General features: G+C 40.2%; 22 protein-coding genes and 1 pseudogene. 14 read left to right on the top strand and 9 right to left on the bottom strand.

Annotated features, from left to right (window positions below):
• The first annotated feature begins 132 nt into the window (after window positions 1-132).
• From PATL_RS10330 to PATL_RS10310, 5 genes are all read left to right on the top strand, one after another.
• Window positions 133-1,962: a hypothetical protein gene (locus PATL_RS10330; RefSeq protein ID WP_011574833.1), complete on the top strand. Its 1,830-nt coding sequence runs from the start codon at window positions 133-135 to the stop codon at window positions 1,960-1,962.
• Window positions 1,962-3,914 carry a site-specific integrase gene (locus PATL_RS10325; RefSeq protein ID WP_011574832.1) on the top strand — a complete coding sequence of 651 codons (1,953 nt, stop codon included), beginning with the start codon at window positions 1,962-1,964 and terminating at the stop codon, window positions 3,912-3,914. Before PATL_RS10330 ends, PATL_RS10325 begins: the two co-directional genes overlap by 1 nt.
• Window positions 3,907-5,025, top strand: coding sequence for a hypothetical protein (locus tag PATL_RS10320; protein WP_011574831.1), 1,119 nt, complete (start codon window positions 3,907-3,909; stop codon window positions 5,023-5,025). The genes PATL_RS10325 and PATL_RS10320 overlap by 8 nt, the downstream gene beginning before the upstream one ends.
• Window positions 5,026-5,027: 2 nt before the next feature.
• Window positions 5,028-6,281: a site-specific integrase gene (locus PATL_RS10315; RefSeq protein WP_011574830.1), complete on the top strand. Its 1,254-nt coding sequence runs from the start codon at window positions 5,028-5,030 to the stop codon at window positions 6,279-6,281.
• Between the two features lie 386 nt (window positions 6,282-6,667).
• Complete coding sequence (locus PATL_RS10310) at window positions 6,668-7,501, top strand: HD domain-containing protein (protein ID WP_011574829.1); 834 nt, start codon at window positions 6,668-6,670, stop codon at window positions 7,499-7,501.
• Between the two features lie 320 nt (window positions 7,502-7,821).
• On the opposite strand, the gene PATL_RS10305 is transcribed toward PATL_RS10310, so the two are convergent.
• A complete protein-coding gene (locus PATL_RS10305) occupies window positions 7,822-8,058 on the bottom strand; it encodes a hypothetical protein (protein ID WP_041713677.1) in 237 nt (78 codons plus the stop codon).
• Between the two features lie 322 nt (window positions 8,059-8,380).
• Here PATL_RS10305 and PATL_RS10300 point away from each other — a divergent pair, with 322 nt between their 5' ends.
• The 8 genes and pseudogenes from PATL_RS10300 (at window position 8,381) to PATL_RS10265 (ending at window position 14,548) form a co-directional block, all read left to right on the top strand.
• Window positions 8,381-8,632: a helix-turn-helix domain-containing protein gene (locus tag PATL_RS10300; RefSeq protein WP_011574828.1), complete on the top strand. Its 252-nt coding sequence runs from the start codon at window positions 8,381-8,383 to the stop codon at window positions 8,630-8,632.
• A gap of 291 nt (window positions 8,633-8,923) precedes the next feature.
• Window positions 8,924-9,298, top strand: a pseudogene (gene yfbR, locus PATL_RS10295) (5'-deoxynucleotidase); the annotation flags it as partial.
• 162 nt (window positions 9,299-9,460) lie between these two features.
• Window positions 9,461-10,255 (top strand): ThuA domain-containing protein, encoded by a 795-nt coding sequence (locus PATL_RS10290; RefSeq protein WP_041713675.1) that lies wholly within the window; start codon window positions 9,461-9,463, stop codon window positions 10,253-10,255.
• 83 nt (window positions 10,256-10,338) lie between these two features.
• The gene (locus tag PATL_RS10285) at window positions 10,339-11,679 is read left to right on the top strand and encodes an anti-phage deoxyguanosine triphosphatase (RefSeq protein WP_041714388.1); all 1,341 of its coding nucleotides are present in this window, start codon (window positions 10,339-10,341) and stop codon (window positions 11,677-11,679) included.
• Window positions 11,680-11,766: 87 nt separating this feature from the next.
• Complete coding sequence (gene msrP, locus PATL_RS10280) at window positions 11,767-12,765, top strand: protein-methionine-sulfoxide reductase catalytic subunit MsrP (RefSeq protein ID WP_011574824.1); 999 nt, start codon at window positions 11,767-11,769, stop codon at window positions 12,763-12,765.
• Window positions 12,765-13,412: a protein-methionine-sulfoxide reductase heme-binding subunit MsrQ gene (gene msrQ / locus PATL_RS10275; RefSeq protein ID WP_011574823.1), complete on the top strand. Its 648-nt coding sequence runs from the start codon at window positions 12,765-12,767 to the stop codon at window positions 13,410-13,412. Before msrP ends, msrQ begins: the two co-directional genes overlap by 1 nt.
• Before the next feature lie 67 nt (window positions 13,413-13,479).
• On the top strand, window positions 13,480-13,863 hold the full coding sequence (locus tag PATL_RS10270; protein ID WP_011574822.1) for a hypothetical protein: 384 nt from the start codon (window positions 13,480-13,482) through the stop codon (window positions 13,861-13,863).
• A gap of 208 nt (window positions 13,864-14,071) precedes the next feature.
• Window positions 14,072-14,548, top strand: a complete 477-nt coding sequence (locus PATL_RS10265; RefSeq protein WP_011574821.1) for a YchJ family protein — start codon at window positions 14,072-14,074, stop codon at window positions 14,546-14,548.
• A 297-nt stretch (window positions 14,549-14,845) separates the two neighbouring features.
• Here the strand turns inward: PATL_RS10265 and PATL_RS10260 are convergent, their stop codons facing one another.
• Window positions 14,846-15,097: a hypothetical protein gene (locus tag PATL_RS10260; protein ID WP_033187345.1), complete on the bottom strand. Its 252-nt coding sequence runs from the start codon at window positions 15,095-15,097 to the stop codon at window positions 14,846-14,848.
• Window positions 15,098-15,249: 152 nt separating this feature from the next.
• Between PATL_RS10260 and fabA the strand changes: the two genes are divergently transcribed.
• Window positions 15,250-15,768 (top strand): 3-hydroxyacyl-[acyl-carrier-protein] dehydratase FabA, encoded by a 519-nt coding sequence (gene fabA, locus PATL_RS10255; RefSeq protein WP_006993975.1) that lies wholly within the window; start codon window positions 15,250-15,252, stop codon window positions 15,766-15,768.
• Window positions 15,769-15,874: 106 nt separating this feature from the next.
• Here the strand turns inward: fabA and rmf are convergent, their stop codons facing one another.
• The 7 genes from rmf to pyrD all read right to left on the bottom strand — a co-directional run bounded on the left by rmf (window position 15,875) and on the right by pyrD (window position 24,071).
• Window positions 15,875-16,048: a ribosome modulation factor gene (rmf, locus tag PATL_RS10250; RefSeq protein ID WP_011574819.1), complete on the bottom strand. Its 174-nt coding sequence runs from the start codon at window positions 16,046-16,048 to the stop codon at window positions 15,875-15,877.
• Between the two features lie 264 nt (window positions 16,049-16,312).
• Window positions 16,313-18,010, bottom strand: a complete 1,698-nt coding sequence (locus PATL_RS10245; protein ID WP_011574818.1) for a DUF3466 family protein — start codon at window positions 18,008-18,010, stop codon at window positions 16,313-16,315.
• 30 nt (window positions 18,011-18,040) lie between these two features.
• Window positions 18,041-19,945 carry an ATP-binding cassette ATPase Uup gene (locus tag PATL_RS10240; RefSeq protein WP_041713673.1) on the bottom strand — a complete coding sequence of 635 codons (1,905 nt, stop codon included), beginning with the start codon at window positions 19,943-19,945 and terminating at the stop codon, window positions 18,041-18,043.
• Complete coding sequence (locus tag PATL_RS10235; protein ID WP_041713671.1) at window positions 19,942-20,178, bottom strand: glutaredoxin family protein; 237 nt, start codon at window positions 20,176-20,178, stop codon at window positions 19,942-19,944. Before PATL_RS10235 ends, PATL_RS10240 begins: the two co-directional genes overlap by 4 nt.
• Window positions 20,171-22,276 carry a bifunctional 23S rRNA (guanine(2069)-N(7))-methyltransferase RlmK/23S rRNA (guanine(2445)-N(2))-methyltransferase RlmL gene (gene rlmKL, locus PATL_RS10230; RefSeq protein ID WP_011574816.1) on the bottom strand — a complete coding sequence of 702 codons (2,106 nt, stop codon included), beginning with the start codon at window positions 22,274-22,276 and terminating at the stop codon, window positions 20,171-20,173. The genes PATL_RS10235 and rlmKL overlap by 8 nt, the downstream gene beginning before the upstream one ends.
• A gap of 135 nt (window positions 22,277-22,411) precedes the next feature.
• Window positions 22,412-22,948, bottom strand: a complete 537-nt coding sequence (locus PATL_RS10225) for a cell division protein ZapC domain-containing protein (RefSeq protein ID WP_011574815.1) — start codon at window positions 22,946-22,948, stop codon at window positions 22,412-22,414.
• A gap of 115 nt (window positions 22,949-23,063) precedes the next feature.
• Window positions 23,064-24,071: a quinone-dependent dihydroorotate dehydrogenase gene (gene pyrD / locus PATL_RS10220; protein ID WP_011574814.1), complete on the bottom strand. Its 1,008-nt coding sequence runs from the start codon at window positions 24,069-24,071 to the stop codon at window positions 23,064-23,066.
• Window positions 24,072-24,096 lie beyond the last annotated feature (25 nt).

The raw sequence follows: 24,096 nt of genomic DNA, 5'->3' as shown, positions 1-24,096 counted from the left end.
GACTTCAATAAGATTAACTTTCATGCTAAAACTAAAAGAATGTAGTTCGGGGGAATGATAAATGAACAGATACAAACGGACATAAAAGAAGAACGAAAGATGGATGATAATAAAAGGTAATAGGTGTTAACTATGATTACGTTGAGACAATTTATATCAAAAGCAATTGAGCGATCATTACGCAAGTCTGATCGAGAGTATTTAGCTACTTTTGATGAGTACTGCTTTTATACATCAATATCAGATATGCCTTTGCATTATTTTGGTGATTTTGAGTTTTTGCAATTTCATGCTTATTTACAAACCTTCAAACCGTTGACAGCAATATACAACTGCATGACAGCTGTTCGTAGACTAATGACTTCAGAACACAATGAAGGATTCGAATTCAAAATACATCCTCGCTATTTCAGTTGCCCACCAAAGCCATCTCCAAGCCACTTCGAACCATTAGATGAGGAGAAGTTAGAAAAGTTAGAATCTTATCTAAAGCGAGAAATCGAAACTATTTATCAAAGAGAGACGACGTGTAAAGAGGCACTAAGGGATGGTCAGCCGATCCAAGAAACAGGTGAAACGTTTAAAAAAACACATATCAATAAATCACCACCTTCATTCTGGAAGTGGCAAAAAACATTGAATGACTGTGTATATCAAATTTATCTAGAGAACCCTAAATTCCCTAATGATGCATCAGAAGAACAATTCAAAGATGGTGGTGAATACGCTGTCATCAGACGCGTCGATTATGACTTACTTGACACTCCTTACAAGCTGATATTCAAGCGACTTGGAGTACAAAGGTTAAAAAATTCTGTTCCATTCTTGGCAGATGCATCTGATTTGAACTTTATAGACATATTTGGCTTGATCTATCCTAGAATTTTTGAAGTTTACATTATTACATGGGCGATATGTCTTGAAACCGGCTGGAGTCAGGACATGGTAGAACGTATAAATTATAACGATTATCTTTACTGTCCAATTCCTATAGACTCAGATTTTGCATTCATTAAAACTACTAAACAAAAAGGGGTCAATGGCAACAATGATATAAAGGAGGCAAAACAATTTATCCATCCCAGTTCAAAAACAAACCCCTTTAGTGCATATAATTTAATTCGACTTTTTGTTGAAAGATCTTCGCGACTTCGGACAGGTCGTAATTATGATAATTTAGTCATAGAAATTAACACTGAACCATTCTTCATTTATTACAATGAAAGTTCCGGCACACCAATTCTAGCTCGCCATCCTGATAGAGTTGCCATGAAAACGACCAATACCAGAAAGCGGTTCATGGAATCACAATTAGGTTTTTGTTTTGACGTCCGACAGCTACGCCCTACTTGCTTGTATTTACGAGAAAAAAATCAAAACTTACCGCTATTACTTCAAGTTGCATTATTTGGCCATTCATCATCTGCTATAACAGATGAATTTTATAAAGACTCGGCTCCTTTCCAACAAGTTAGAAAAGATAAGCTGGCAATTGAACTAAAAGGAATACAGGAGTCCATTGATGATGGCTCATTCAAAGGCACTTTAGCTCCGCTTAAACAAAAGAAGAAGATTAAAGATAAGATTATTACCATATTCACTGATCACTCAGGTGAGTCTCCCTTGGCTGTATGTAAGGATAACCGAAGCCCCGACTGGCCAGGGTTTGAGTTAGAACTAGGAACAAATGGCGTATGTCGTAGGTTCAACAAATGTTTACTTTGCTCTCGTTCAATAGTGTTCAGTGACAACATTCCATTCGTTGTTGACCGATATCTTTATTTAGATCAACAAAAAAGAAAATTAAGAGCGAACGCATTTGAATCTGTGTTTATGGACGAATACCTTGCTGCGAAAGAAGTAATCGATAGTTGGCCTTATCCTGAGGATATAGAAGAAGCAGAGGAAAGGACAATTCTAAACGACTTCCTACTTCCACCAATTATAAGTGAGTCGTTTTAATGAAATTAGTTAATTTTAGAATACATGATTTTAGTAAAAATTTTTTGGTTGTGGACGGAGTGATGTTCAATGATCTCAAGTGGCATATACAGTGGGCACAATCCGAGCACTTGTTGTTGGACTTTGGTCGAGTGAAGCTAGAAAGTTGTTCTTTAACCGATCATTCGGAACTATATCGATTTGCTAAAATGATAACTTACTACTGTTGTCCCAAGAAAGTAAATCTAAATATTTCAAGCTGGAACACCACACACAGTAGGTTTCTATCAATTATAAATTTTATTCAAGATTTTATTTGGCCGAATCAACTTTTGTCAGCAAAAATGCTTTCTTCCGTTACTGAAAAGCAATTAAAAGACCATCTAAATATCATTATGCAGCGACTTGAGCTTGGAGTGTCAGGAAGCACCCAAAGATATCGGTTTTTCGTTAATGCACTTCAAGATTGGTCTGATTTTACAAGACGAAAGCTACTTCCCAAAGAATACGGTTTGGATGTAAATATTGACAATATACTGACAAAAGATATTCGCTCAAAATGTAACTCGTTGATTGAAAATCAGAGTGACACTTGGCAACCATTGGCACCCGAAGTCATAGAGCTAATTTATAAAGATGGATGTCGCTATTTGTATGACTTTGCAGACACTATTATTGAGTGCCAAGAGTTAATCCGTAACAGGCCTTTAGTCGGAACTGCAAACCGTAAATACCGTGGGCAAATTAGAAGTGATGGTAAATCGAAAGAGTTATTCAAAACTTTACGCGACATGAAGGTACCGATGCTAGATACCGAAACGAAGCTTTTCAACTTCACTCCAGAAACCAAAAAAGTAAAGAGCGGCGGATACATTTGTGGTTGGCAACTAAGAACAACAATTAATATTTCAGAAGTAAGACCCGAAGTTATTAATTTAAAAAGAGCTTGTATTGTTTTGATTGCCTTATTTACAGGCATGAGGCGGCGGGAAATAGCTGAATTAAAGTCTACCCCTGCATTCAAAAAGAATGGCGATTGGTATCTAGCAATTACACGTTTTAAAACATCTGATGATGCCTCTGGAGCAGGTGAGCCAGATGAAATACCTGTGCCACAAATTGTATGCGATGCCGTCAATGTTCTAATCAGACTGTTTAAAGCAAATAGACAACAGATGACTAGTGATTACTTGTTAGTTGCTGATATTTTAACACACAAACAATATGAGAAGATTAAAATACAAACTGTAAGCAAGGATATTAGAAAATATATTTCTGACGTAACGGGCACTGACGGTCACTCACATCAGCTACGTAAAACACTAGCTTGGCTACTTATATCAAGAAGCGAACATAATATTGAATTGATTCGTCAACTTTTCGGTCATAAATCTTTCGGCATGACTTTACGTTATATATTAAGAAATGAACTGCTTGTGGGTAGTGTAATGGAACTGATTGAACACAACTATACAGAAGATCTCAATGATGCTTTTCAGTCAATTTCTGATGGTAAAGCAGCAGGCAATCTATTCAGTCAAATTAAACAAAGAATGGAGGAACAAAATTACAGGGGGCAAGTTTTGGCAGTTGACGTAGAAAGCTTTATTCACGAAGCAATACAAGCGGGCGTACCTATGTTTATTTCACGATTACCTATTGGTGCGTTTTGTATAAAAGCTGGTGAATCTGAGGTCGTACCTCCATGTATGAAACGAAGCGATGCGAAACTACCACAAATTGAATTTTGTGATTATAAAAAATGTTCACATGTTCTACACAATGACGAGTCTATGGCTAACATTAATTCACAAATTTCATACTATGAGCAAAAACAAAAATACTTACCTGTAGATGCAGATAAGCGTGTCGTGTCTTATTATAAAAATCAAGTCATTGAACATCAGCAGCTCCTTGATCGCCTTGGAAAAAGTCTAAGCAATCCAGTTAGTGAAAAGTATATTGATGGCTAATAAAGTCGACATTGACAATGAAAGTGTTATTGAAGCTATCGCTCAACTAAAAGCCTCGGATAACTATACAGTTAAAGCACTTGCAGAGTGTTTTGGCGTATCAAGAGCGTATTTATATAAGAACTTTAAGAAACTACTCGATAAACCGGGGTCTAATGCAACAGAAGAAAAAATCAAAAACGCTATAAAGATTCTACGTGAAAAAACGGGTCTTAAAGTACTGACAAAGAAAAGCGTTGCTGAGCAAGCAGGAATTAGTCGCACGCTATTATCAAGGGACTATAAACACCTTCATGTTTACATCAGTGGTGAACAAGATGTTGAATTGAAAAGTTTACCTTTGGAAGAAACCTGGAAGGAAAAAGTTAGAAGGCTTGAGGGCGATATTGAGAAATTTAAAGTACGGCATGAATTGGAGTTAAACAAACAAAAAGAAAGCATCTTAACTATGTTAATGGTAAAGGATTTAAAAACTTTCTCGGCACAAGAAACGGACCATTCATTAAACAAATTGCAAACACAAAATGACGAGTTAAAAACCTTAAATAGAAGGCAGCTTAATGAACTCGCCACATTGAGAGCAAACTTAAATGATCAGAAGCAACAATTATCAGGTGGCGTTTTGTCGAAGGTTAAAAGCCACTTTAAAGCTAAATATGACTCTATTAGCAACACGCTGACAGAAAAAGAAGTATTAAAGCTATTCATATCAGCTGAAAAAGAAAATCTTGATAAAGCAATTGACGCATGTATTTCATCACCACCAGATGCTGTTTTATTTCTCCAACCTTTCCTAAGTTGTAGTCATACCGAAGTACCGATGCATATTAAAGCAAAGACTATTGTTATAATCGAAAGTAACCTTTTCCTTCCTAAGTATTATAAAAATCTTACTGATAGTCTGCCCGTTACAGCAATACATGCTGTGGTAGCACAAAGTATTGACTTAGCTCGTGCCAGATTTTTCTGTCGAACAACATATGGACCGAATGTGTTCAATGATGAGTTTTTAAAAAATCTTTACGATAAAATATGCCACCCCTCACTTGATGATGGATTTGAATCTGTTTCTTATTTTTCTTTAAATAGTGCTTTGTTGGCAATTAAATAATCATGAATATAAAGCGAGAACTCATAGAATATCAGTATGAAAATAAAACTTATTCTCACCATATACTTCTTGCTGAAACTGACAATAAAACCTTATTGAGCCCAGTTAACATCTATTTAAAGTTACATGCCAGTCGAAGCCTAAAAACTAGCGAACGATACTCATCAGCCATAAAACGCTTTATAGATTACTTAATAACTCAAAAAAGCCAAGATTGCATAGATTACAACATTTGGCGCACAGCGAAGATGGAGGACATAAGAAAATGGCAAGGGAGACTGGTTTCTCAACGAGATTTAGAAGGTTTAAAAAAACCATCAGACAAGACTATTTTAGAATCGGCAAAGATTGTTTATCACTTTTACTGTTGGGCAAGTGACTCCGACTTCCCTGTAATAATCAACAATACTAGTAAAGAATGGAAATACAATTTTAAACATGAGAGTAAAATTGTTCAGATAAAGAGCATGATAAGTGGGACATCCCCCGACCACGCCAATATCGATTTGGGTGGAAAAACAACTAGAAACGCACCAAGTAGTAAGAAAACGTTAATAATGTCAGATGATGATATTAGCGCTTTGATGACGGAATACAAAGATCCAGTTTATTCTGCGCTATTGATGCTTGCTTTGGCAACAGGATTGCGCGAACAAGGGTGTGTTTCAATGCCTTTCATCGGTGTAGGCGTAAATAGCCACATACGACCTTACCCAGAAATAAAAAATGAACTGAAAAACGGCGAAACAGCAAAAACGTTTAATTTTACAGTAAAGGAAAAAGGCAACAAAGTACGAACCCTTCAAGTTAATATGGCAGCTTGGAAAACGATATGCAATTCGTACCTTCCACTGTTTTACGAACGTAAAAAACTGTTTAAAAAGCAATTTCCAGGTGAAAATAGTAACGCTCACTTTTTCTTAAAAAAGAATGGAGAGCCAGTTACAGCAAAAAATATAGCTGATCAAACATACCTAGCTAAACAAAACTTTGACGCATTTCCATGGTCTTTTCATAGCGCACGAGATTGGTATGCAACTAACTTTATCATCAGGCACTTAACCTTAAACCAAATCAACAATCTACATTATGATGCAGCTGTTGAGGAGCAATTAAGGCTTCAGCTTGGGCATAACGACATAAAGACAACGTACATGCATTACGTCAGACAAGCTTCCCTTATTCTGGCATTACAAAATGGTCAACTAGACTACACACTTGGTAAAGACGAAGGTTTCTTTAATAGCCTTATTTAAAAGCTAGAAACGGCATCCTCTAAAATTCAAAAATATCGGTAAGTTTAAAAAAGGACATTACTATGAATGAAACAATTAGGACTATTAAGCTTGATGAGCTGTTTCAGGTAATTGATTTACATTTGTTAATAGTTACCAGCAGCTAAATGGTTTAGTGAAGAGATATTCTTTGATATTTTGTCAATCATTTATTTTAAAAGCCCATTAAATTCAATTGGTTACGTTTATTTTTTCATTGACCGCTTATTTTTCATGAATTAAGATTCGACTAAGCAACGGTAATAATGATGATATGAACTCACATTGCTAATTCTCCTATTCATACATCAGTCTTGGCTGCTTGATTTGGATTCAGCGTATTAATAGAAAGCTAGACGGGAGAAATCATGGGGTACGATACAAGTCTTAAGGTAGCGTTAAAAAATATCAGCAACTGGATAGCAACTAAATCTCTTTATTACAGTCCAGAGCGCAAGAAATATTTATACGGATTCTATGCTGGCCTAGGGAATTTTGACGTATATGAGTTACCAGACGAATATCAATGCTTAATTTCAAATAGCAATCTTAAAGGTAGTGAGCTACATGCTGTTGTTTTATCGACACTCCCTATTGAGCATACAACTACAGATGAGATGAAAGCCTATGAGACTTCAATTCGCTGTGTATTCAGCGCTAAATTATACGGATATAAGCACTCCTGGTCTCTACAATCTGCGATTAAATTTGCCTCACTACATCATGCGAACCAAAAACGTAAGAGTACCGGCGAGCCATATGTAAACCACTTGATTGAAGTGGTGCAACTCATCCAGCGTTATGAATCAAGTAGCGATGAAAATACTATGATAGCCGCAGCTTTGCATGACATTTTAGAAGACACTGAGGTTACTAGTATTGGTCTAAAATACCTATTTGGGAGCGAAGTTTCAAAAATAGTACAAGAGCTGACGTGCAACTCAGCGAACAATTCTGATAATAAAAAAATAGCGTTATTAAATCAGATTGCCATAGGGAGTAAAGCAGCGCAATCAATCAAATTAGCTGACGTAATATCTAACGTATCTTCTATCCCTAGCCAGTGGTCGCTTGAACGGAAGTTAGCTTATATAGACTGGTGTAAAAAAGTAGCAAAGGTATGCTCATCTTCATCTAAACGACTATATGATCAATTTAATTTAAAAGTACAATTAGTAGAAACTGCGGTAAACGACGAATAACAAATAGTTTTAAAATTAAAACATAGGCTGACAGTCATAAGCCCGCCGCCAAATAGTACGAACCCGAAAATATTGGAACTTAGCTGCACAGCGAAAGTTGCTGTAGCGCGGGTGAATATTTATGATGCTTTAAAATTTATTAATACTATTTCACTTAGCGGTGTTGCTTAAGCTAAACAGTTCTTGAAAATCGGTCGCCTGCGGCCGAGATATTTATTCCCCTCTCTTCATCTTGGATTAGAAAGCAATATCCTTGGCTTGCGGCAGAGTCACCCATAATGCCACAACATCTATAACGTAAATCGCTATCGGTGTATGCTTCAACCCCGCTCTTCCTTCGACCTCATCTCAATCCAATTTTTCGTTAATTTATCAAAGTCCTCACCTGCGATTTCAATTGTCAATTGAGAAGTGGTTTCGCCTGAGTTAGATGTGTCAACTCTTATGGCCAAATCTGCTGGGTTTGAGATAGTAATATGCGCTGAATGCAGACCGTTATCGTCTAATGTTTTAAACATTGTATATTGGCTATTCTTATTTCTATCTTCATTGCTCATGAAAAATACCTCATGTTTATAGTTTAGATTCTAATTTAATGTCTTTTCTCAATAGTATTAGTGCCCTCGCGGTCAATAGACTCCCAAGTCCCCCAATCTCTTCTAAAGGTAAAGTAAATTCTAGATATTCATTATCATATTTTGCTGATAGACAAGTATTTCAAATAGGGCAGCTAACTTCTTCTATTCACTAGGCATACGAATTCTAATCTCATTATCATTTTGAAATAGGCCAGCTAAAATCTGACACAATACTTCAAATTTCCAATCCACTCGTCCCTAATTTCGGGACATCGTACCATGTCGTCATAATAGGGACAAGATGAAAAAGTCCACAAATGACCAAAGTTACACCCGATTGCTTTCTTGGCTTAAAAATGAGCGTATTAAGAAGGGCATGACTGTGCGTGAGTTAGGCTTACTATTGGACGAGCCTTTCCAAACAGTCAGTAAAATAGAAAAGGGACAGCGAAAACTTTTTATTTATGAATATGTGCAGTACTGCGAAGCGTTAGGCTTGGATCCAAAACATGGATTGAAACAACTTAAAAACAGATCGGAATCTGATAGGTGATCGTTTGATAGTAGGCTCAAAGGGACTGTAATGGTTATTTTTTTAAATCCTGTTCATACTCAGGCCAGCTTGCATTGACTCTCTCATCCAATTCCGCGAGCTGGATTAGAAGTGACACTTGTTTACACTAGCACTTTCTTGCTGTGACATTTGTTTACAGCTGGCATATTCGTGACACTGTTTACATTATTTAAGATAATTAACTAATCAAGATTAACTAAAGGTCTTATTTTGCTGGAAACACACCCTCCCCCCTACTCAAGTGACAAATATGCAATTCGAAATAGGTCGGACTTACCTACCCCGGTAAAGTATTACAATCCGGCCATTCAAACTGAATACAAGAAGATTGAAAAAATTGCTGAGCAAAAATTGATTGATATGGCACCTGCAGACTTTAAAGAAGATTATGCAGCGCTTGTTCAGCATGAGGGTCAAGACGAAAGCGAAGCATTCATCATTAAAGCCGCCGATGTAATCTGTGCGTATCTAAAAACACTAGAAGAACTTTCAGCCGGTAACCAAGAATTTGTATTGGCTAAAAAACGCTTAGACAAAATTCTAAAAGATTACCACTCAGAAGAGGTGGACTATTTTATGCGAGCTTATGTGCCAAGCTTTAGTTTGAGTTTGGATGAAATCACCCAAGAAGAGCATGAGTTGTAAACCAAGAATGGCCATATAAGCGACGCGTTAGCTAAACGTCGCTCGATAAGTGAATCAAACCTGAAAAAAACAAATAACAGAGGCCGAAAACCAATTAACTGAATACCCTAACAAACATTGGCGATTAATATGTTTGGTCACTTTAAGAAATGGACAGTATGTATGCGTCGTCTCTGTAAAATATTGATTAAAACCGTAACCCACTTATTTGCCGCCAGCATTGTTATTACCTACTCCTCGCTCGCTTATTCAAACCAATTTAACGTACTGCTATTTACTACAACAGCTGGCTGGCATCACAAATCGATTAATGGTGCGGTTCAAGCCATAGAGCAATTAGGAGAAAAGCATCACTTTGGGGTTGATTGGCAAGAAGATGCAAGCTTAATTCATGATGAAAATCTTCAGAAATACGATGCGATCGTTTTTCTTCTCACCACCGGTGACATTTTAAATACCCAACAAGAAGCAGCACTACAACGCTTCATTGCATCAGGAAAGGGGTTTGTGGGGATCCACAGTGCAACTGATACCGAAAAAGATTGGCCTTGGTACACTAAACTTGTGGGCCACGTATTTAAGATCCATCCAGAAATTCAAAGCGCCCAACTTAACGTCGAAACAAGAAACTTTCCCGGGCTCGAATATTTTCCGAACTCGGTGTTATGGACGGATGAATGGTACGAGTTTGGCCCCGCAACAGTTAATGATTTAACGTACTTACTTACGGTGGATGAGAGAACATTTAATCCCGAAGCTAAGTGGGGAGATAACATTGGCAAGGGTATGGGCGCACTTCATCCTATTGCCTGGTACCACGAGTATGCTGGTGGACGTGCTTTTTATACCGCCTTGGGGCACAAACCCATTACCTATCAAGATAATGCGTTTTTACAGCACATATATGGTGGGTTATATTGGGCAGCGACCGGTAAAGGAATAAGTGTTACTCCATAATTGATAAGGTGAACAGCGAGATGCAGCGAAAGGCGCAACACACTACCCAAAATGTAACGCAAGAAATAACGCAACTAAACACGATGTGGTCAGCCCGCCATTTTTCGCAGCATGTTCTACGCGACGGTGATCACCGTTCACCTTTTCAACGCGACAAAGCCCGAATTCTTCACTCCGCCGCATTTAGGCGTCTTCAAGCAAAAACACAGGTATTGGGTGTAGGCATGAGCGATTTTTACCGTACTCGCCTCACTCATTCGTTAGAAGCGTCACAAATTGGCCAAGGAATAGCAGCGCAACTTCGCCAGAAACACCCAGAGTTAACCGAAACCTTAGGGTTAAACGATACGTTGATTGAAGCGCTGTGCTTGGCACATGACATCGGACATCCTCCTTTTGGTCACGGTGGTGAAGTTGCTTTGCATTACATGATGCGTGATCACGGCGGTTTTGAAGGCAATGGCCAAACATTTCGAATAGTGACACAACTTGAGCCCTACACGCCTGAAAATGGGATGAACCTAAGTCGGCGAACATTGCTTGGGCTGGTTAAGTACCCTAATTTTATTCCCGCATTGGCTAATATCACACCTTCAGACATTGAGAGAACTGAGCGAGAACGGTCACATCGTAATGTAAAAGCAGCAGACTGGGTGCCACCCAAGGGATTATATGAGTGTGATAAAAATATGTTCGATTGGTTGGTGGCGCCGCTTTCACAAGAGGATCAGTCTTTGTTCGGCCAGATACTCAGCAGCCCATCTGAACAGAGACATCATAAAACCAAATATAAATCCTTCGATTGCTCGATTATGGAGCTCGCCGATGATATCGCTTATGGCATTCATGATTTAGAAGATGCCATAGTCATGGGTATTGTTAATTTACAGCAATTTGAAGCCCAGATCGTAGAGCCAATTGAGGCATTAAGTGACACTTGGTTGGCGGGACATATTTCAATGCTAGCCAAAAAACTGTTCAGCCAACACCACCATGAACGTAAAGACGCTATCGGTGCATTGGTCAATAGTTTCATCACGCACATTGATATCACCCTCACCGACCCTGCCTATCAAAATGACCTGTTAAAGTATAACGCGGTTTTTTTAACTGAATACGAGCAAGCTTTGGCTATTTTTAAACAATTCGTGTACAGGCAAGTGATACGTAAACCTGAGATACAGATGCTTGAATATAAAGGTCAACAAGTAGTGATGGGTTTATTTGAAGCGTTCGCCTCAGATCCCGAACGATTGCTACCGGAGAACACACGTCAGCGCTGGTTGAAAGCACACAGTCGCAATAACGGCATGCGCATAATCAGCGATTATATAGCCGGTATGACAGATGAATTTGCCTCTCGACTCTATGCCAACTTGTTTATTCCTAAGAGCGGGGCGAGTGCGGATAGTATTGGAATTTAACACCTAGATAAAAACAATTGAAATTTTTGGTCTTAATTCATTGTCTTAAGTAGTAATCAGTATGGTTTATGTTGAATTAAGGCCGATATGTTAATCAAAACCCCGAAAGCAAGTGTTATCCGTGAAAACCAGATAACAGACGAAAGCGTATACAACCAAAGACGCGACATTATTAAATCTATGGGCTTTATGGGCGCTTCAGCGCTGCTTACCAGCACACCCGCTCGTGCGAGCTTTTTCGGTGGTGACGATGCTGAAACGTTCAAAACTGAAAAACTTAGCTTTTCGGCCTCCCCTAAAAAAACCAGTACCACGTTAACGCCTGAAGAAAAAATCATTTCTCACAATAATTTTTACGAATTTGGTACCAGTAAGTCTGACCCCGTGGAAAATGCGCAGCAGTTTAAGGTTAATCCTTGGCGACTGAGTATCGAAGGGTTGGCCGAAACGCCCTTTACGTTAGATTATGATGATTTATTTAAGCGTTTTCCGTTAGAAGAACGGATATACCGTTTACGCTGCGTAGAAGCATGGTCAATGGTCGTGCCTTGGGTTGGTTTCTCTCTGGCTTCTTTGATAAAAAAAGCCAAACCCTTGAGCTCAGCAAAATACGTCGCATTTGAGACCTTATACGATCCTGAACAAATGCCTGGCCAAAGGAGTCGTTTTGCTGGAGGAGGAATAGACTACCCCTATATTGAAGGTTTACGGATAGACGAAGCGATGCACCCCCTCACCATACTCTCGGTAGGTCTTTACGGCAAAACACTGCCAGCCCAAAATGGCGCGCCAATTAGATTAGTCGTGCCATGGAAATACGGCTTCAAAAGTATTAAATCTATTACCCGGATCCGTCTAACGGATAAGCGCCCGCCTACAAGCTGGAACCGGTTAGCAGCTAACGAGTACGGCTTTTACGCAAATGTTAACCCTAATGTTGATCATCCCCGTTGGAGCCAAGCCAGCGAGAGACGCATTAGCGGTGCTGGTTTATTCTCCAGAAATAGAATTGATACTAAGATGTTTAATGGCTACGAAGAAGTCGCTGCTTTATATCAAGGCATGGATCTAAGAAAGCATTTTTAATGGCGCAACTACATTTTTTTAAACTTAAACCTGCACACCTGCCCTGGTTAAAGTTGATTATTCATTCGAGCGCGCTCGTTCCATTATTATTAACCTTTTTTCATGCCTTTAATGATGAATTAGGGGGGGATCCTGTCAGCGCATTACTGCATTTTACTGGCTTAGGTGCATTTAAATTACTGCTGCTTTCATTGCTAGTGACCCCTTTAGCGCGTTTTTTAAAACAAGGTCCATTAATGCATGTTCGTAGACTTCTGGGGTTATACAGCTTCACTTATGCGCTAGCCCATATCGCTAGTTACGTGTTGTTCGACTTACAACTTGACTGGCCCCTACTGGTAAGTGAAATAGTGAAGCGCCCATACATCACCCTAGGCTTTGCTGGTTGGCTTATTCTGCTAGCGTTAGCGCTCACATCCACTAAAAAAGCACAGCGAAGATTAGGTAAACACTGGCAAGGTCTGCATAACTGGGTGTATTTAGCAGCGATTCTAGTATCGATACATTTTTTATGGTCCGTTAAGTCAGCCATATTAGAGCCTACAATTTATATGGTATTGACCGCTTTTTTACTGGCCTATAGACAAGATAAGCTTAAGCGGTGGTTTAAAAAGCGAATAAAAAGCAACCAAATTAGAAAGAAATAACTTGCATGTATTTTTATACAGTACTATTGTTACCTCAACCACTGTATAAACAAACAGGCATAAACACATGGCGAGCGTACACGCAATATCAGTCTCTAAATCCAGTCACTTCGATAGCGTTTCGGTTTTCAATCAGCAACGGTTACAAGCCATACACAATAGTGCAGATAAGGCGAAGTGGTCTTATCTTATTGCAGATAAAATTGCATTCAAGCAAGCGGATGAGCATTGCATTAAACTCAACATGCCTAGCCCTGAGCAATTAGTCATGTGGCTAGAAAAATTAATTACTTGCGGCCAATGTGCCAATATATTCGTTGAGCATGTAGTGCTAGATGAGATGAGTCAGGCTCGCCTTAGCCAGCTTTGTGTTCTACACAATGTTAATCTAGTAAACGTCATGACCCATGCCCACGGCGACGTTGTAAGAGGACCTTGGCTGAATAGCTGAGCTCGTTTGTTGTTTCGTGTAACTGGGTAACGATTGGAGCAAGATAATCTTGCAAGCCGATACACCTATAGTGATTCGCTTGTGCTGGCTAGAATTTTTATAAGTTAAGGTCATGGGCTATTTTTAGTCTCTAACCGTGTATGATCAGCTCATATTGAAAATAACGCGTTAGAGGGATCAGCTCACTAGAGGCTGATAATTTAGATTAATGAATTTACATCTGTGTTTTTGTCATAGCGGTCTTCGCTATGAGCAGTGCTGCAAACCTTACCTACAAGGTTTGAGCTCTCCTGATACACCTGAACAACTCATGCGTTCGCGTTACAGTGCATACGCAACCAGCAACTACCAATACGTATTAGATACTTACACTGTCAATCAGCGTGAATCGTTGACACTTGAAGACCTGCAGCGAGGCGGAAATGAAACGCAGTGGTTACGACTTGATGTGCTGAACACGCAGACCCGTAAAGATGATCTCAGCGGGCAAGTTGAATTTGTCGCCTACTATCAAGTAAACGATACGAAATATAAATTGCACGAACGCTCGACTTTCTATCGGGAAAACAATCTGTGGCGCTACGACAATGGTACCTTGTTCGAAGATGGTGGTTTATATAAGCCACAACGCAACGATCTATGTTTGTGTGGCAGTGGTAAGAAATATAAAAAGTGTTGTCTTTAACACACCTAATATTAATGCCAATAAATAATGTTCCAGTGGTTAATTATTTACTGGCAGTGGTATACGAACAGCGTACAAAAGTGTGCTCCATAATCAGAGCACTCTTGGCATTGAGTCTCTAATCATGACGGGCCAATCACTAAAATGCTTATCTATTTGATTTCTTACACCACAATTCTTTGCTCGTTTGACCGGCGAGCCACACTCCAGGAATAAAAATAAGTAAAAGGCACCTAAAGCAGACTCGAGCAGCAAAACGAGAATTCTTACAGAGGTTATTTACACGGTATAGCGGGATTACTTATCGTTATCTTTGAGCCACTCATTTAAGAGCTTTATTTGCCCACACTTGTAGGCTGCATAGGTTATGCGTAACGCATTGGATAACAGCTCACTATCAGACCATCCAGTCTTAGCAGATAATTCTTTATAGCTTTCCATGCCTTGGGGGGAAACGTAGCCGCGAACTTGCTGTTTTCCCTGTTCTTTCTGTCTTTCTCTGAATCTGCGTTGCTTTTCTGCGTTGGCAACCATTTTAGGGTTTTTCATTTGGGTGTCATTTTTCACTATTAAAAGGAGGATAATTTCGTGGTTATCATCCTTTACTATGACAAAGATGTAAAATAATTCACTGTTCAGAGTTGTTTAGCGTACAACTGTTCGCTAAATTACGTCCTTTCAAATATTAAACTCGGAATACTATGACAATCAACCAAGACAGTTTTACAAAAGAAGAATTATTGGCCTGTAGTCGAGGTGAGTTATTTGGCCCAGGCAATAGCCAACTACCCGCCCCTAATATGTTAATGATGGATCGTATCGTCAAAATATCTGAAGAAGACGGAGAGCACGGAAAAGGGGTCATTATTGCTGAATTAGATATTACGCCAGATCTATGGTTCTTTGACTGTCACTTCCCCGGCGATCCTGTTATGCCTGGATGTCTAGGCCTGGACGCTATGTGGCAATTAGTTGGTTTCTTTTTAGGTTGGTGTGGCGGACCGGGCAAAGGCCGTGCGCTAGGTGTGGGTGAAGTAAAGTTCTCTGGTCAAATTCTGCCAACCGCTAAGAAAGTAACCTATAAAATCGATATGAAGCGTGTCATTAAACGTAAATTATTTATGGGTATCGGTGATGGTGAAGTGTCTGTAGATGGACGCGTTATCTATCAAGCGAAAGATCTAAAAGTAGGTTTGTTCCAAGATACCAGCAATTTCTAATTTCATTCTGGTGAACTAATCCTGTGCCTCTAAATTGCGCGTTTATATAACGCGCTTTTTTATTGCCTCGTTAAAATGATAAAGCCCCATTAGGGGCTAAAATTGACTAGAGTTTAAGGCCAAAGCTTCGGTCTCCCATCGCTTCGCGCCACCCTCCTAACCATTCTGAACGAGCTTCTGAAGCTTGAAATGGACATATTTCTTTAGATTTGCCGGATATGCCAGCGTGGTACCCTTTTGAATGCGCTCTGGAAAGTTTGTCTCTCTTTTGTCTCTTCATTTAATCGAGTTTCCTTTTTACGTAGCTATCTGAAATCGTACTTTAAATAAGCACGTGTATAGAGATAGTTGAACTGCCTTTTTGGTTCAATAGTGTTTGTTGATCTTAATACCTATTAATAGGTAACCAATTGAATTTTATTGAATATTTTCATTAAATCTATTTAGAATAGCAAAGGTACTGCTTATGATTTTTTGTAATAGTAATGTCATATAGGCATAAAAAAGCCCGCTAGATGCGGGCTTCACAGAGGTGTATTTTTCTCTACGCTTTAAAACGTCTGCGGATTGCCACAACCACTAAACCGAAAAGTGATAGCACACCAAAACCTGCACCTTTACGGTCTGAATCATTACCGTCACTAGGGTCTTCTCCAGGCTCAGTCACATCACAATCTTCAACGGTCCCACCCATTATTGGCTCAAGGCGAACACTGATGACTTTATCAACTATAACTTCGTCACCATTGCTGTCTAGTAATGTCTCCCCCAAAATATTTTTGGAAGGTACACGCGTTAAAGCTGATGCTGTCACCACACCATTATCATTGATGCCCGTTGCATTCACCAAAGTGTATGGTGAGTTACATTGAATTAAATCGTTCATGTTAACGAACTCTGATGTATTCGTATCATAACGAAATGCGTTGCTTCTACGTGCTGATACACCCGTTTCCACCTCACCTCGACCCACAACAATACCTGAGTTATTAATTGCGGTAGCAAAGCTTGAGGAGCCTAAGAAGAAGTCTTCTGGAAAAATGGTTTCATCGGTGTTGATATCATGCACAAAAAATTTACTGCGTGATATACCATTCACTTGCTTGACACCGGAGCCAACCACTAGACCATTATTGTTGATGTCTGTGGCCGTGCTTGAGGTAAAATCTTCATCATCAGTAATACCTTTAACGGTATCGCCTTCAAAAACCGCGGCAAATGTTCGTATAAAACCGCTGTCCCGATACTCATCCTGGGATTCACCGACTGCAACTCCATTGTCGTTAATAGCCAAAGCCTTACTTTCATAACTATTAGTGTCATCTTCCTCTGGGGTATACAACAAACCAAGCTCTTTGGTGCTGATGATCTGACCTTGATTATCTAACTGCCAAATAGTAGCGCGGCGCTGAAAGCTGAACTCTAATGCTTTCTCACCATTTGTTGAGGTAGCTAGGTTGATACGCCTTAGGCACACTTCAACCGGCTCATCAGCACGTATGTCATCATCGTTGCAGTTGTCCACAGACGTTTGCAAAGAGGTCGAATTTAACAACGAAGTGCTATAACCTGCGACTTGGTTATTGTTATTTACATCATAAGCAACACTCACCCCCCCAGCGGTATCGTCAATTGGCGGTAGTTCAACAGTGGTGTTGTTTACTGTGGCATATGCTCTGGTATAGAAATCATTAACAACATAAGTTAACTCGGTGCCATCTTCTAATGTGTAATCAAGGGGGTAGAAAACATCAAAACTACTGCCGACTGTTGTGCCTACATCATTTAAACCACGCACCGTTATATCATTACTGAAGGTATATTCGTTGCTATCTGTATCTAGGACATCAAAGCCAGGAATAAACATATCACTACCATCAGATTCTAGATAAGCATGTCGACTAGCAATTTGTTGCGTCGTCAACCCTTCACGGTTATCGGTAATCAAGGCATATAAAAGTATGTAATCTGCGTCGTTATAGTTACCCACTTTAGCCGCTTCGATATCGGTTAGGTTATCAATCAGCAATTGAGAGTCAAAATCAATCAACGTTTCATCAATCGGCGGATTATAAGGTGTAGAAACATTGACAGCGATTTGCCCGCTGGCGTTTATATCCGTTGGGAAGACATTCACACCTTTATCATTCGCTTCTAGCTCAACCACTGTATATTGAGCAGCGTTTGCCATGGACATCGTCAATGCAGAAAGTGTGAATACTGCCAGTCTTGTTTTATTCATTTAAAATCCTGATTTCTTTTATATTTAGTTTTATTCAGTTAATGCTTCAAGTTCGTCCCATCTAGCGTATGCCTCACTGAGGCTACTTTCAGCATCAGCAAGTTGTGCCAATGTTTTAGATGTAGAATCGTTATCTTGCTTGAAAAAATCTCCATCGCTAATGAGCGACTGTAACTGCGTTATCTCTCGCTCTAGTTTATCGATAGAAACCGGTAATTTTTCGAGTTCTAATTGCTGCTTATACGATAGCTTTTTACTAGGAACGGTTTTCGGCTTGGTTTTAGGACTCTCACTTTGCTTAGAAGTTTCAGCCTTATTTCCTTTTTTAGCGACCGCATTGGCGGCATACCATTGATAAATATCGGCATAACCACCAACAAACTCTTTGATCTTGCCCTCACCTTCGAAAAACAAACTAGAGGTCACTACATTGTCAACGAACTCTCTATCGTGGCTCACCAAAATAAGCGTGCCTTTATAGTTGCCTAAGATGTCTTCAAGTAACTCCAGTGTTTCCACGTCCAAGTCATTGGTGGGTTCATCGAGTATCAATAGGTTGTTCGGCTTTAACATGAGCTTAGCGAGCAACAAGCGGTTTTTTTCTCCCCCAGATAAAGAACTGACGGGTACATTAACTCTTTCAGGTGTAAACAAGTAATCTTGCAAATAGCTAATAACATGCTTGCTGTTACCGTTTATATCAACTTCACGCTTACCATCAGCAATGGCATCAATCACTTTTAGTGATACGTCTAGCTGTGAACGATGCTGATCGAAATAAGCCAAATCTATTTTAGTGCCACAGCGGACTGTGCCTGATGAAGGTTCTAGTTGCTCAAGCAGCAATTTTATAAGCGTACTTTTACCGCAACCATTGGGGCCAATAAGTGCAATTTTGTCACCACGAAACACGGTAAAATCTAGATGGTCGACAATATTCTTATCCTCAATTTTATAACTGAGGTTCTCTGCTTCGAATATAATTTTGCCTGAATTTTGCCCTTGTCCTAAGGTAACAACCGCTCTGCCTTGAACATCTCGCCTCTCGCTACGCTCATTGCGCAGAGCCTTCAGTGCACGAACGCGCCCTTCATTGCGAGTACGGCGTGCTTTCACACCTTGGCGGATCCATGCTTCTTCTTGGCTTAACTTCTTATCGAATAATGCATTCTGGGTTTCTTCGACTTCCAAATCGTGGGCTTTTTTATCTAGGTATTCTTGATAATTACCTGGATAACTGACCAACTGACCACGGTCTAAATCAACAATACGGGTGGCAACATTACGAATAAACGCTCTGTCATGGCTGACAAACACAACCGCACCTTGGTAATCCAGTACGGTGTTCTCTAACCACTTGATCATACTAATATCAAGGTGGTTGGTTGGTTCATCCAATAATAAAATGTCGGGTTGATTCGCTAAGGCACGGGCAAGTGCAGCCTTACGACGCCAGCCACCAGATAATGAAGATAACTGCTGATCAGGGTCTAGCTTTAACTGGGTTAACACCTGCATGATTTTTTGTTCAAACTGCCAGGCGTTGTGATGGTCTAATTGCTGCTGAAGCTTTTCCAACTTGTCCATTTGCGCTTCACTGTAATCTGTTGCAATAACATGCGTCTGATGGAAGTAGGCTTTAAGTAGCTCCCCTACCTCAGCCATGCCTTCAGCGACATAATCAAATAAGCTGCACTCTACACTTTGCGGTGGATCTTGCGGTAAACGCGAAATTTTAACTTGGTTGCCAACTAAGCGCTGGCCATCATCAAGTTTTAGCTCACCGGCAATAATTTTAAGCAAAGTAGACTTACCGCAACCATTACGGCCTACTAAACAGACTCTTTCACCAGGTTGAATGACAAGTTCGACACCACTTAATAAAGGTGGGTGACCGAAGATAATACTGGCATTTTTAAGTTGTAATAAACTCAAGACAAAAACTCTCTTAATTGTTGTTCGTCGAAAGGCCAACCGAGCTCTTGCTCTGAATCTTGGCGTTTCAGTACTGGGATCCGTGCGCCATATAAATGGTACAGCTCGGTAGATTCTCTGACGTCAAGTTTGACGCAATCTACATCTGGCGCAGCTCGATTTAATATCAATTGTGCGTCATCACACAGGCAACAATTCTTGCCTGTGTAAAAATATATATCAGGCCTACGCATTAAGTGTTAATACCCAGCAGCCATGAATTTTAGGGTTACGCTTAAAATCTTCCGGCAGTGTTTTTTGGGTTATATCTTGAATTGTTAAGCCTAATTGACTTACGCCCTCTTCATCTAACTTGAACTGGCGCAGGTTATTTGAAAACATGATCTCTCCACCTGGGCGCAAGCATTTAACCGCGTTACGTAAAAGCGCCACGTGGTCACGTTGTACATCCCACGTCGTATCCATACGCTTTGAGTTAGAAAACGACGGTGGATCTATAAAGATAAAATCATATTGATTGTTGTGGCGCTCAAGCCAGGTTAAACAGTCAGCTTGAATAAATTCATAAGGCCCTTTTAGCTTATTTAAAGCAAAGTTTTCTTTCGCCCAATCCACATAGGTATTTGACATATCTACCGTGGTAACTGACTTTGCCTTACCCAACGCTGCATGCACGGAAACGCTGCCTGTGTAGGCAAACAAATTTAGAACGTCCTTGTCTTTAACCCGTTGCTGCACAAGTTGACGTGTTACTCGGTGATCTAAAAACAAACCGGTATCAAGGTAATCGGTCAGATTCAGCTTGAATTTGGCACCATTTTCAAACACTTCCAGCATTTTTTGTTTTTGCGATACCTTTTCGTACTGACTCTTACCTTTTTGCTGCGCTCTTACCTTCATGACAATTTGTTCAGCTGGTACATCAACGACTTGCGGCAATGCCACAATCACTTCATGCAACCGGCGTTTCGCCTTGGCTTCAGGTACGTTTTTTGGTGCAGCATACTCTTGTACGACCAACCAATCACCATAGCGGTCAATAGCGACGTTGTATTCTGGCAAATCAGCATCATAAATACGGTAACAATTTGTATTCTCACTTTTGAGCCATTTGCTCAAACGTTTGATGTTCTTATTCAAACGATTCGCGAAATCATTATTACTCAGACTTGTTTCACGGGTAATACAGTTTTTTTCATCCAAAGCGAAATTGACTAACTGACACTCAAGTTTGCCATTCATTAACTTGTATTCTTTGTGAGCAAACATCTTCATGCTGCGTAACAAATCTCGATTAGACGTTAATAGAGATAAGTTCCAACCTTTAAAATGCTCTTTAAGACTTGTTCCCCACGCCTGAAATAACGGTAACAGCGCTGTTATTTCGCTCAAGCGCTCGCCATAAGGAGGGTTACTCACAATGTAACCTTTGGTGTGTCCTTTAGGTGGAATAACTTTGCAGGCATCTATGGTGTTAAATTTTATCCCAGAGAAAACCCCTGCTGCATCCGCATTTTCTTTCGCTATCGACACAACACCATGATCAATGTCACTGGCGCTAATCACACAGTTAGGGGTAATAATTTGAGCGTTTGCGTCGTCTAATAATGACTGCCACAACGTCGCATCGTGCTGTAACCAACGGGTAAAACCCCATCGTTCACGCTTAAGTGCAGGGGCAATATTGGCTGCCATTAACGCTGCTTCAATAGCAATAGTGCCCGCACCGCACATAGGGTCAACTAATGGCGCTTGCTGATCATTGGCCCATCCGCTGCGAACCAACATAGCGCACGCGATATGCTCTTTAACAGGGGCCAAACCAGTTTTGGTACGGTAATGGCGTTGGTGTAAACTTGAACCTGACAAGTCTAAATACACAGTCAACTTGTCGCTCCACATTCGCCCTTGAATACGAATATCGGGCTCTATTTTGCTCACTGAGGGCCGCGACTCAAATAATTCATTAAATTGGTCTACCACCGCATCTTTAATTTTCAACGCCCCGAACTGGCTATTGTTAATGCAATGACTCGCGCCGACGAAATCAACGACAAATGTACTATTCACGCTGAAGTGCGATGTCCAGTTTACGCTGCTAGTAATTTGATATACATCATCCGCGCTGTCTACATGGCCATCGGCTAATTTCAACATCACCCTGTTCGCAAGGCGTGACCACAAGCAAATTTTATATGCTTGTTCGATCTCACCGGTGAACAGCACTTGGCCAGGTTTGGTTTTTACAGACAGTTGTGGACACAACTTCGTTATTTCTTGGGCAAGCAGCTCATCGAGCCCTTTGGACGTGGTGACTAAAAATTCAAACATATACCAACTCAGTTAATTCTTCGGGCGCGATTATACGGCAAATAAATGCATGTCGCATGGCTAAATACGTAAAAATCAATTTGTTCTTGAAGAGATGAAACAGAAGCGTTGTGAGGGCTTTACAGTGATATGAGGCTAAGCGCGTTTGTATACAGGAATATCCACTAAGCAAGGGATAAGACGGTCATTCATTACCTTAATCATTTCAAACTTAGAGAACTTTTTGCTGCTATTTACTGCAAATTCGTTTGATATCAACATACACGTGGCACAGGCACCATCTTGCTCAATCACAATGACTTGGCCTAACTCAGGGTATGCAGTATCAGTAGGCTCAAGCAAGGCCAATTGATAATGTACACCACTGGTGCTTTGTGTTTTATACAACCAGCTTTTCATCCCTATAGGTTTATGAAACTTAAGGGCTGCAGTCGCATTCAATAGTATTTGAACCAACTCACCGTCTGATAACTCGAGTCCACTATTGTCTAGGCTTTCAGCTAGTGCCACGTAATGCTCAGTGTCTTCTAAACTGAACAATTGTTTATCGCTGGGAAGATTGACTAAGTTTTTTAATGCAAAGGGCGCAACAAAGGTCAGTGTGTCACCTAAGTCAAGACGCAATTCATTTTCATGTGTATACCAAAACCAGTTCGTGTTCGGAAGTAACATGATCCCCTAGCCTATTATTATTAAATCCTAATAAGAAACTAGCATAAATGACTTAGAAATCATGCACTTTCGTCATATCTATTTGTGATAAAGAAAGGCGATCACGCCTTGATCATTATAACGAGTCCACGATCTCTTTTATTAATTTTGGCCCCTGGTAGATCAGCGCAGAATACACTTGAATTAAAGGTGATCCCGCTTCGATCCGCGCCTTGGCTGCATGTGGTGAATCAATTCCCCCAACGCCTATCACAGGCACGTTACCAGCGAGCTTGGTGCATAACGAGCTAACGATCTGCTGACTTTTGTCAGTAAGTACTGACCCACTTAGACCACCAGCTTCCTCGGCGTGTTCTTGACCCTTTACCCTATCTCGATCGAGCGTAGTGTTCGTTGCGATCACGCCATCGATCCCGACGGTTAAAAATGAATCAACCATAGAATCTAATTCAGAATCCTCTAGATCGGGAGCGATCTTAATAAGGATAGGCACACGCTTATTGTGTTTTACTTCTAGGTTGGCCTGCTCTTCTTTTAAACCTTCCAATAATTGGGTTAAAGCGTCCCCGTATTGCAAGTTTCGTAAGCCAGGTGTGTTCGGAGATGAGATGTTAACGGTGACGTAACTCGCATGGGCGTACACTTTGCGTAAGCAGATCAAATAATCATTTAGCGCTTCATCTTCAGGCGTGGTTTTGTTTTTGCCTATATTGATCCCTAGGACACCCTTGTATTTAGCTTGCTTCACTTGCTCAACTAAATAATCAACCCCTTTGTTGTTAAAGCCCATACGATTAATGATCGCCTGCCCTGCTGGCAATCTAAACATTCTTGGTTTGTCATTACCTGCTTGCGCCTTCGGCGTGACCGTTCCTACTTCTATAAAACCAAATCCCATTGCGGCAAATGCATCAATGCACTCTGCGTTTTTATCTAGCCCTGCGGCTAGACCAACTGGGTTCTTGAACGTTATGCCAAGGAATTCCACAGGCTTGTCATCAATATGTTGTTTGTAAGCCACGTTCAAAAAATTATGTTGTGTTCGCTTGAGCCAGTTGATCGTGAAATCATGGCTCCACTCAGCGTCTTGGGTGAAAAGAAATTTCTGTAAAATGGCATACATGGTGTGTGTTTTCCTTAGACAAAAA

This window comes from Paraglaciecola sp. T6c (genome assembly GCF_000014225.1).
Lineage (GTDB): Bacteria > Pseudomonadota > Gammaproteobacteria > Enterobacterales > Alteromonadaceae > Paraglaciecola > Paraglaciecola atlantica_A.
The sequence above is the reverse complement of the archived record's forward strand: the minus strand, read 5'-3'. Positions and strand labels throughout refer to the sequence as shown.

Coding starts and splice junctions, on each gene's coding strand:
- PATL_RS10330 (WP_011574833.1), top strand. CDS start 133: ATGATTACGTTGAGACAATTTATATCAAAAGCAATTGAGCGATCATTA.
- PATL_RS10325 (WP_011574832.1), top strand. CDS start 1,962: ATGAAATTAGTTAATTTTAGAATACATGATTTTAGTAAAAATTTTTTG.
- PATL_RS10320 (WP_011574831.1), top strand. CDS start 3,907: ATGGCTAATAAAGTCGACATTGACAATGAAAGTGTTATTGAAGCTATC.
- PATL_RS10315 (WP_011574830.1), top strand. CDS start 5,028: ATGAATATAAAGCGAGAACTCATAGAATATCAGTATGAAAATAAAACT.
- PATL_RS10310 (WP_011574829.1), top strand. CDS start 6,668: ATGGGGTACGATACAAGTCTTAAGGTAGCGTTAAAAAATATCAGCAAC.
- PATL_RS10305 (WP_041713677.1), bottom strand. CDS start 8,058: ATGAGCAATGAAGATAGAAATAAGAATAGCCAATATACAATGTTTAAA.
- PATL_RS10300 (WP_011574828.1), top strand. CDS start 8,381: ATGAAAAAGTCCACAAATGACCAAAGTTACACCCGATTGCTTTCTTGG.
- PATL_RS10290 (WP_041713675.1), top strand. CDS start 9,461: ATGCGTCGTCTCTGTAAAATATTGATTAAAACCGTAACCCACTTATTT.
- PATL_RS10285 (WP_041714388.1), top strand. CDS start 10,339: ATGTGGTCAGCCCGCCATTTTTCGCAGCATGTTCTACGCGACGGTGAT.
- msrP (WP_011574824.1), top strand. CDS start 11,767: ATGTTAATCAAAACCCCGAAAGCAAGTGTTATCCGTGAAAACCAGATA.
- msrQ (WP_011574823.1), top strand. CDS start 12,765: ATGGCGCAACTACATTTTTTTAAACTTAAACCTGCACACCTGCCCTGG.
- PATL_RS10270 (WP_011574822.1), top strand. CDS start 13,480: ATGGCGAGCGTACACGCAATATCAGTCTCTAAATCCAGTCACTTCGAT.
- PATL_RS10265 (WP_011574821.1), top strand. CDS start 14,072: ATGAATTTACATCTGTGTTTTTGTCATAGCGGTCTTCGCTATGAGCAG.
- PATL_RS10260 (WP_033187345.1), bottom strand. CDS start 15,097: ATGAAAAACCCTAAAATGGTTGCCAACGCAGAAAAGCAACGCAGATTC.
- fabA (WP_006993975.1), top strand. CDS start 15,250: ATGACAATCAACCAAGACAGTTTTACAAAAGAAGAATTATTGGCCTGT.
- rmf (WP_011574819.1), bottom strand. CDS start 16,048: ATGAAGAGACAAAAGAGAGACAAACTTTCCAGAGCGCATTCAAAAGGG.
- PATL_RS10245 (WP_011574818.1), bottom strand. CDS start 18,010: ATGAATAAAACAAGACTGGCAGTATTCACACTTTCTGCATTGACGATG.
- PATL_RS10235 (WP_041713671.1), bottom strand. CDS start 20,178: ATGCGTAGGCCTGATATATATTTTTACACAGGCAAGAATTGTTGCCTG.
- rlmKL (WP_011574816.1), bottom strand. CDS start 22,276: ATGTTTGAATTTTTAGTCACCACGTCCAAAGGGCTCGATGAGCTGCTT.
- PATL_RS10225 (WP_011574815.1), bottom strand. CDS start 22,948: ATGTTACTTCCGAACACGAACTGGTTTTGGTATACACATGAAAATGAA.
- pyrD (WP_011574814.1), bottom strand. CDS start 24,071: ATGTATGCCATTTTACAGAAATTTCTTTTCACCCAAGACGCTGAGTGG.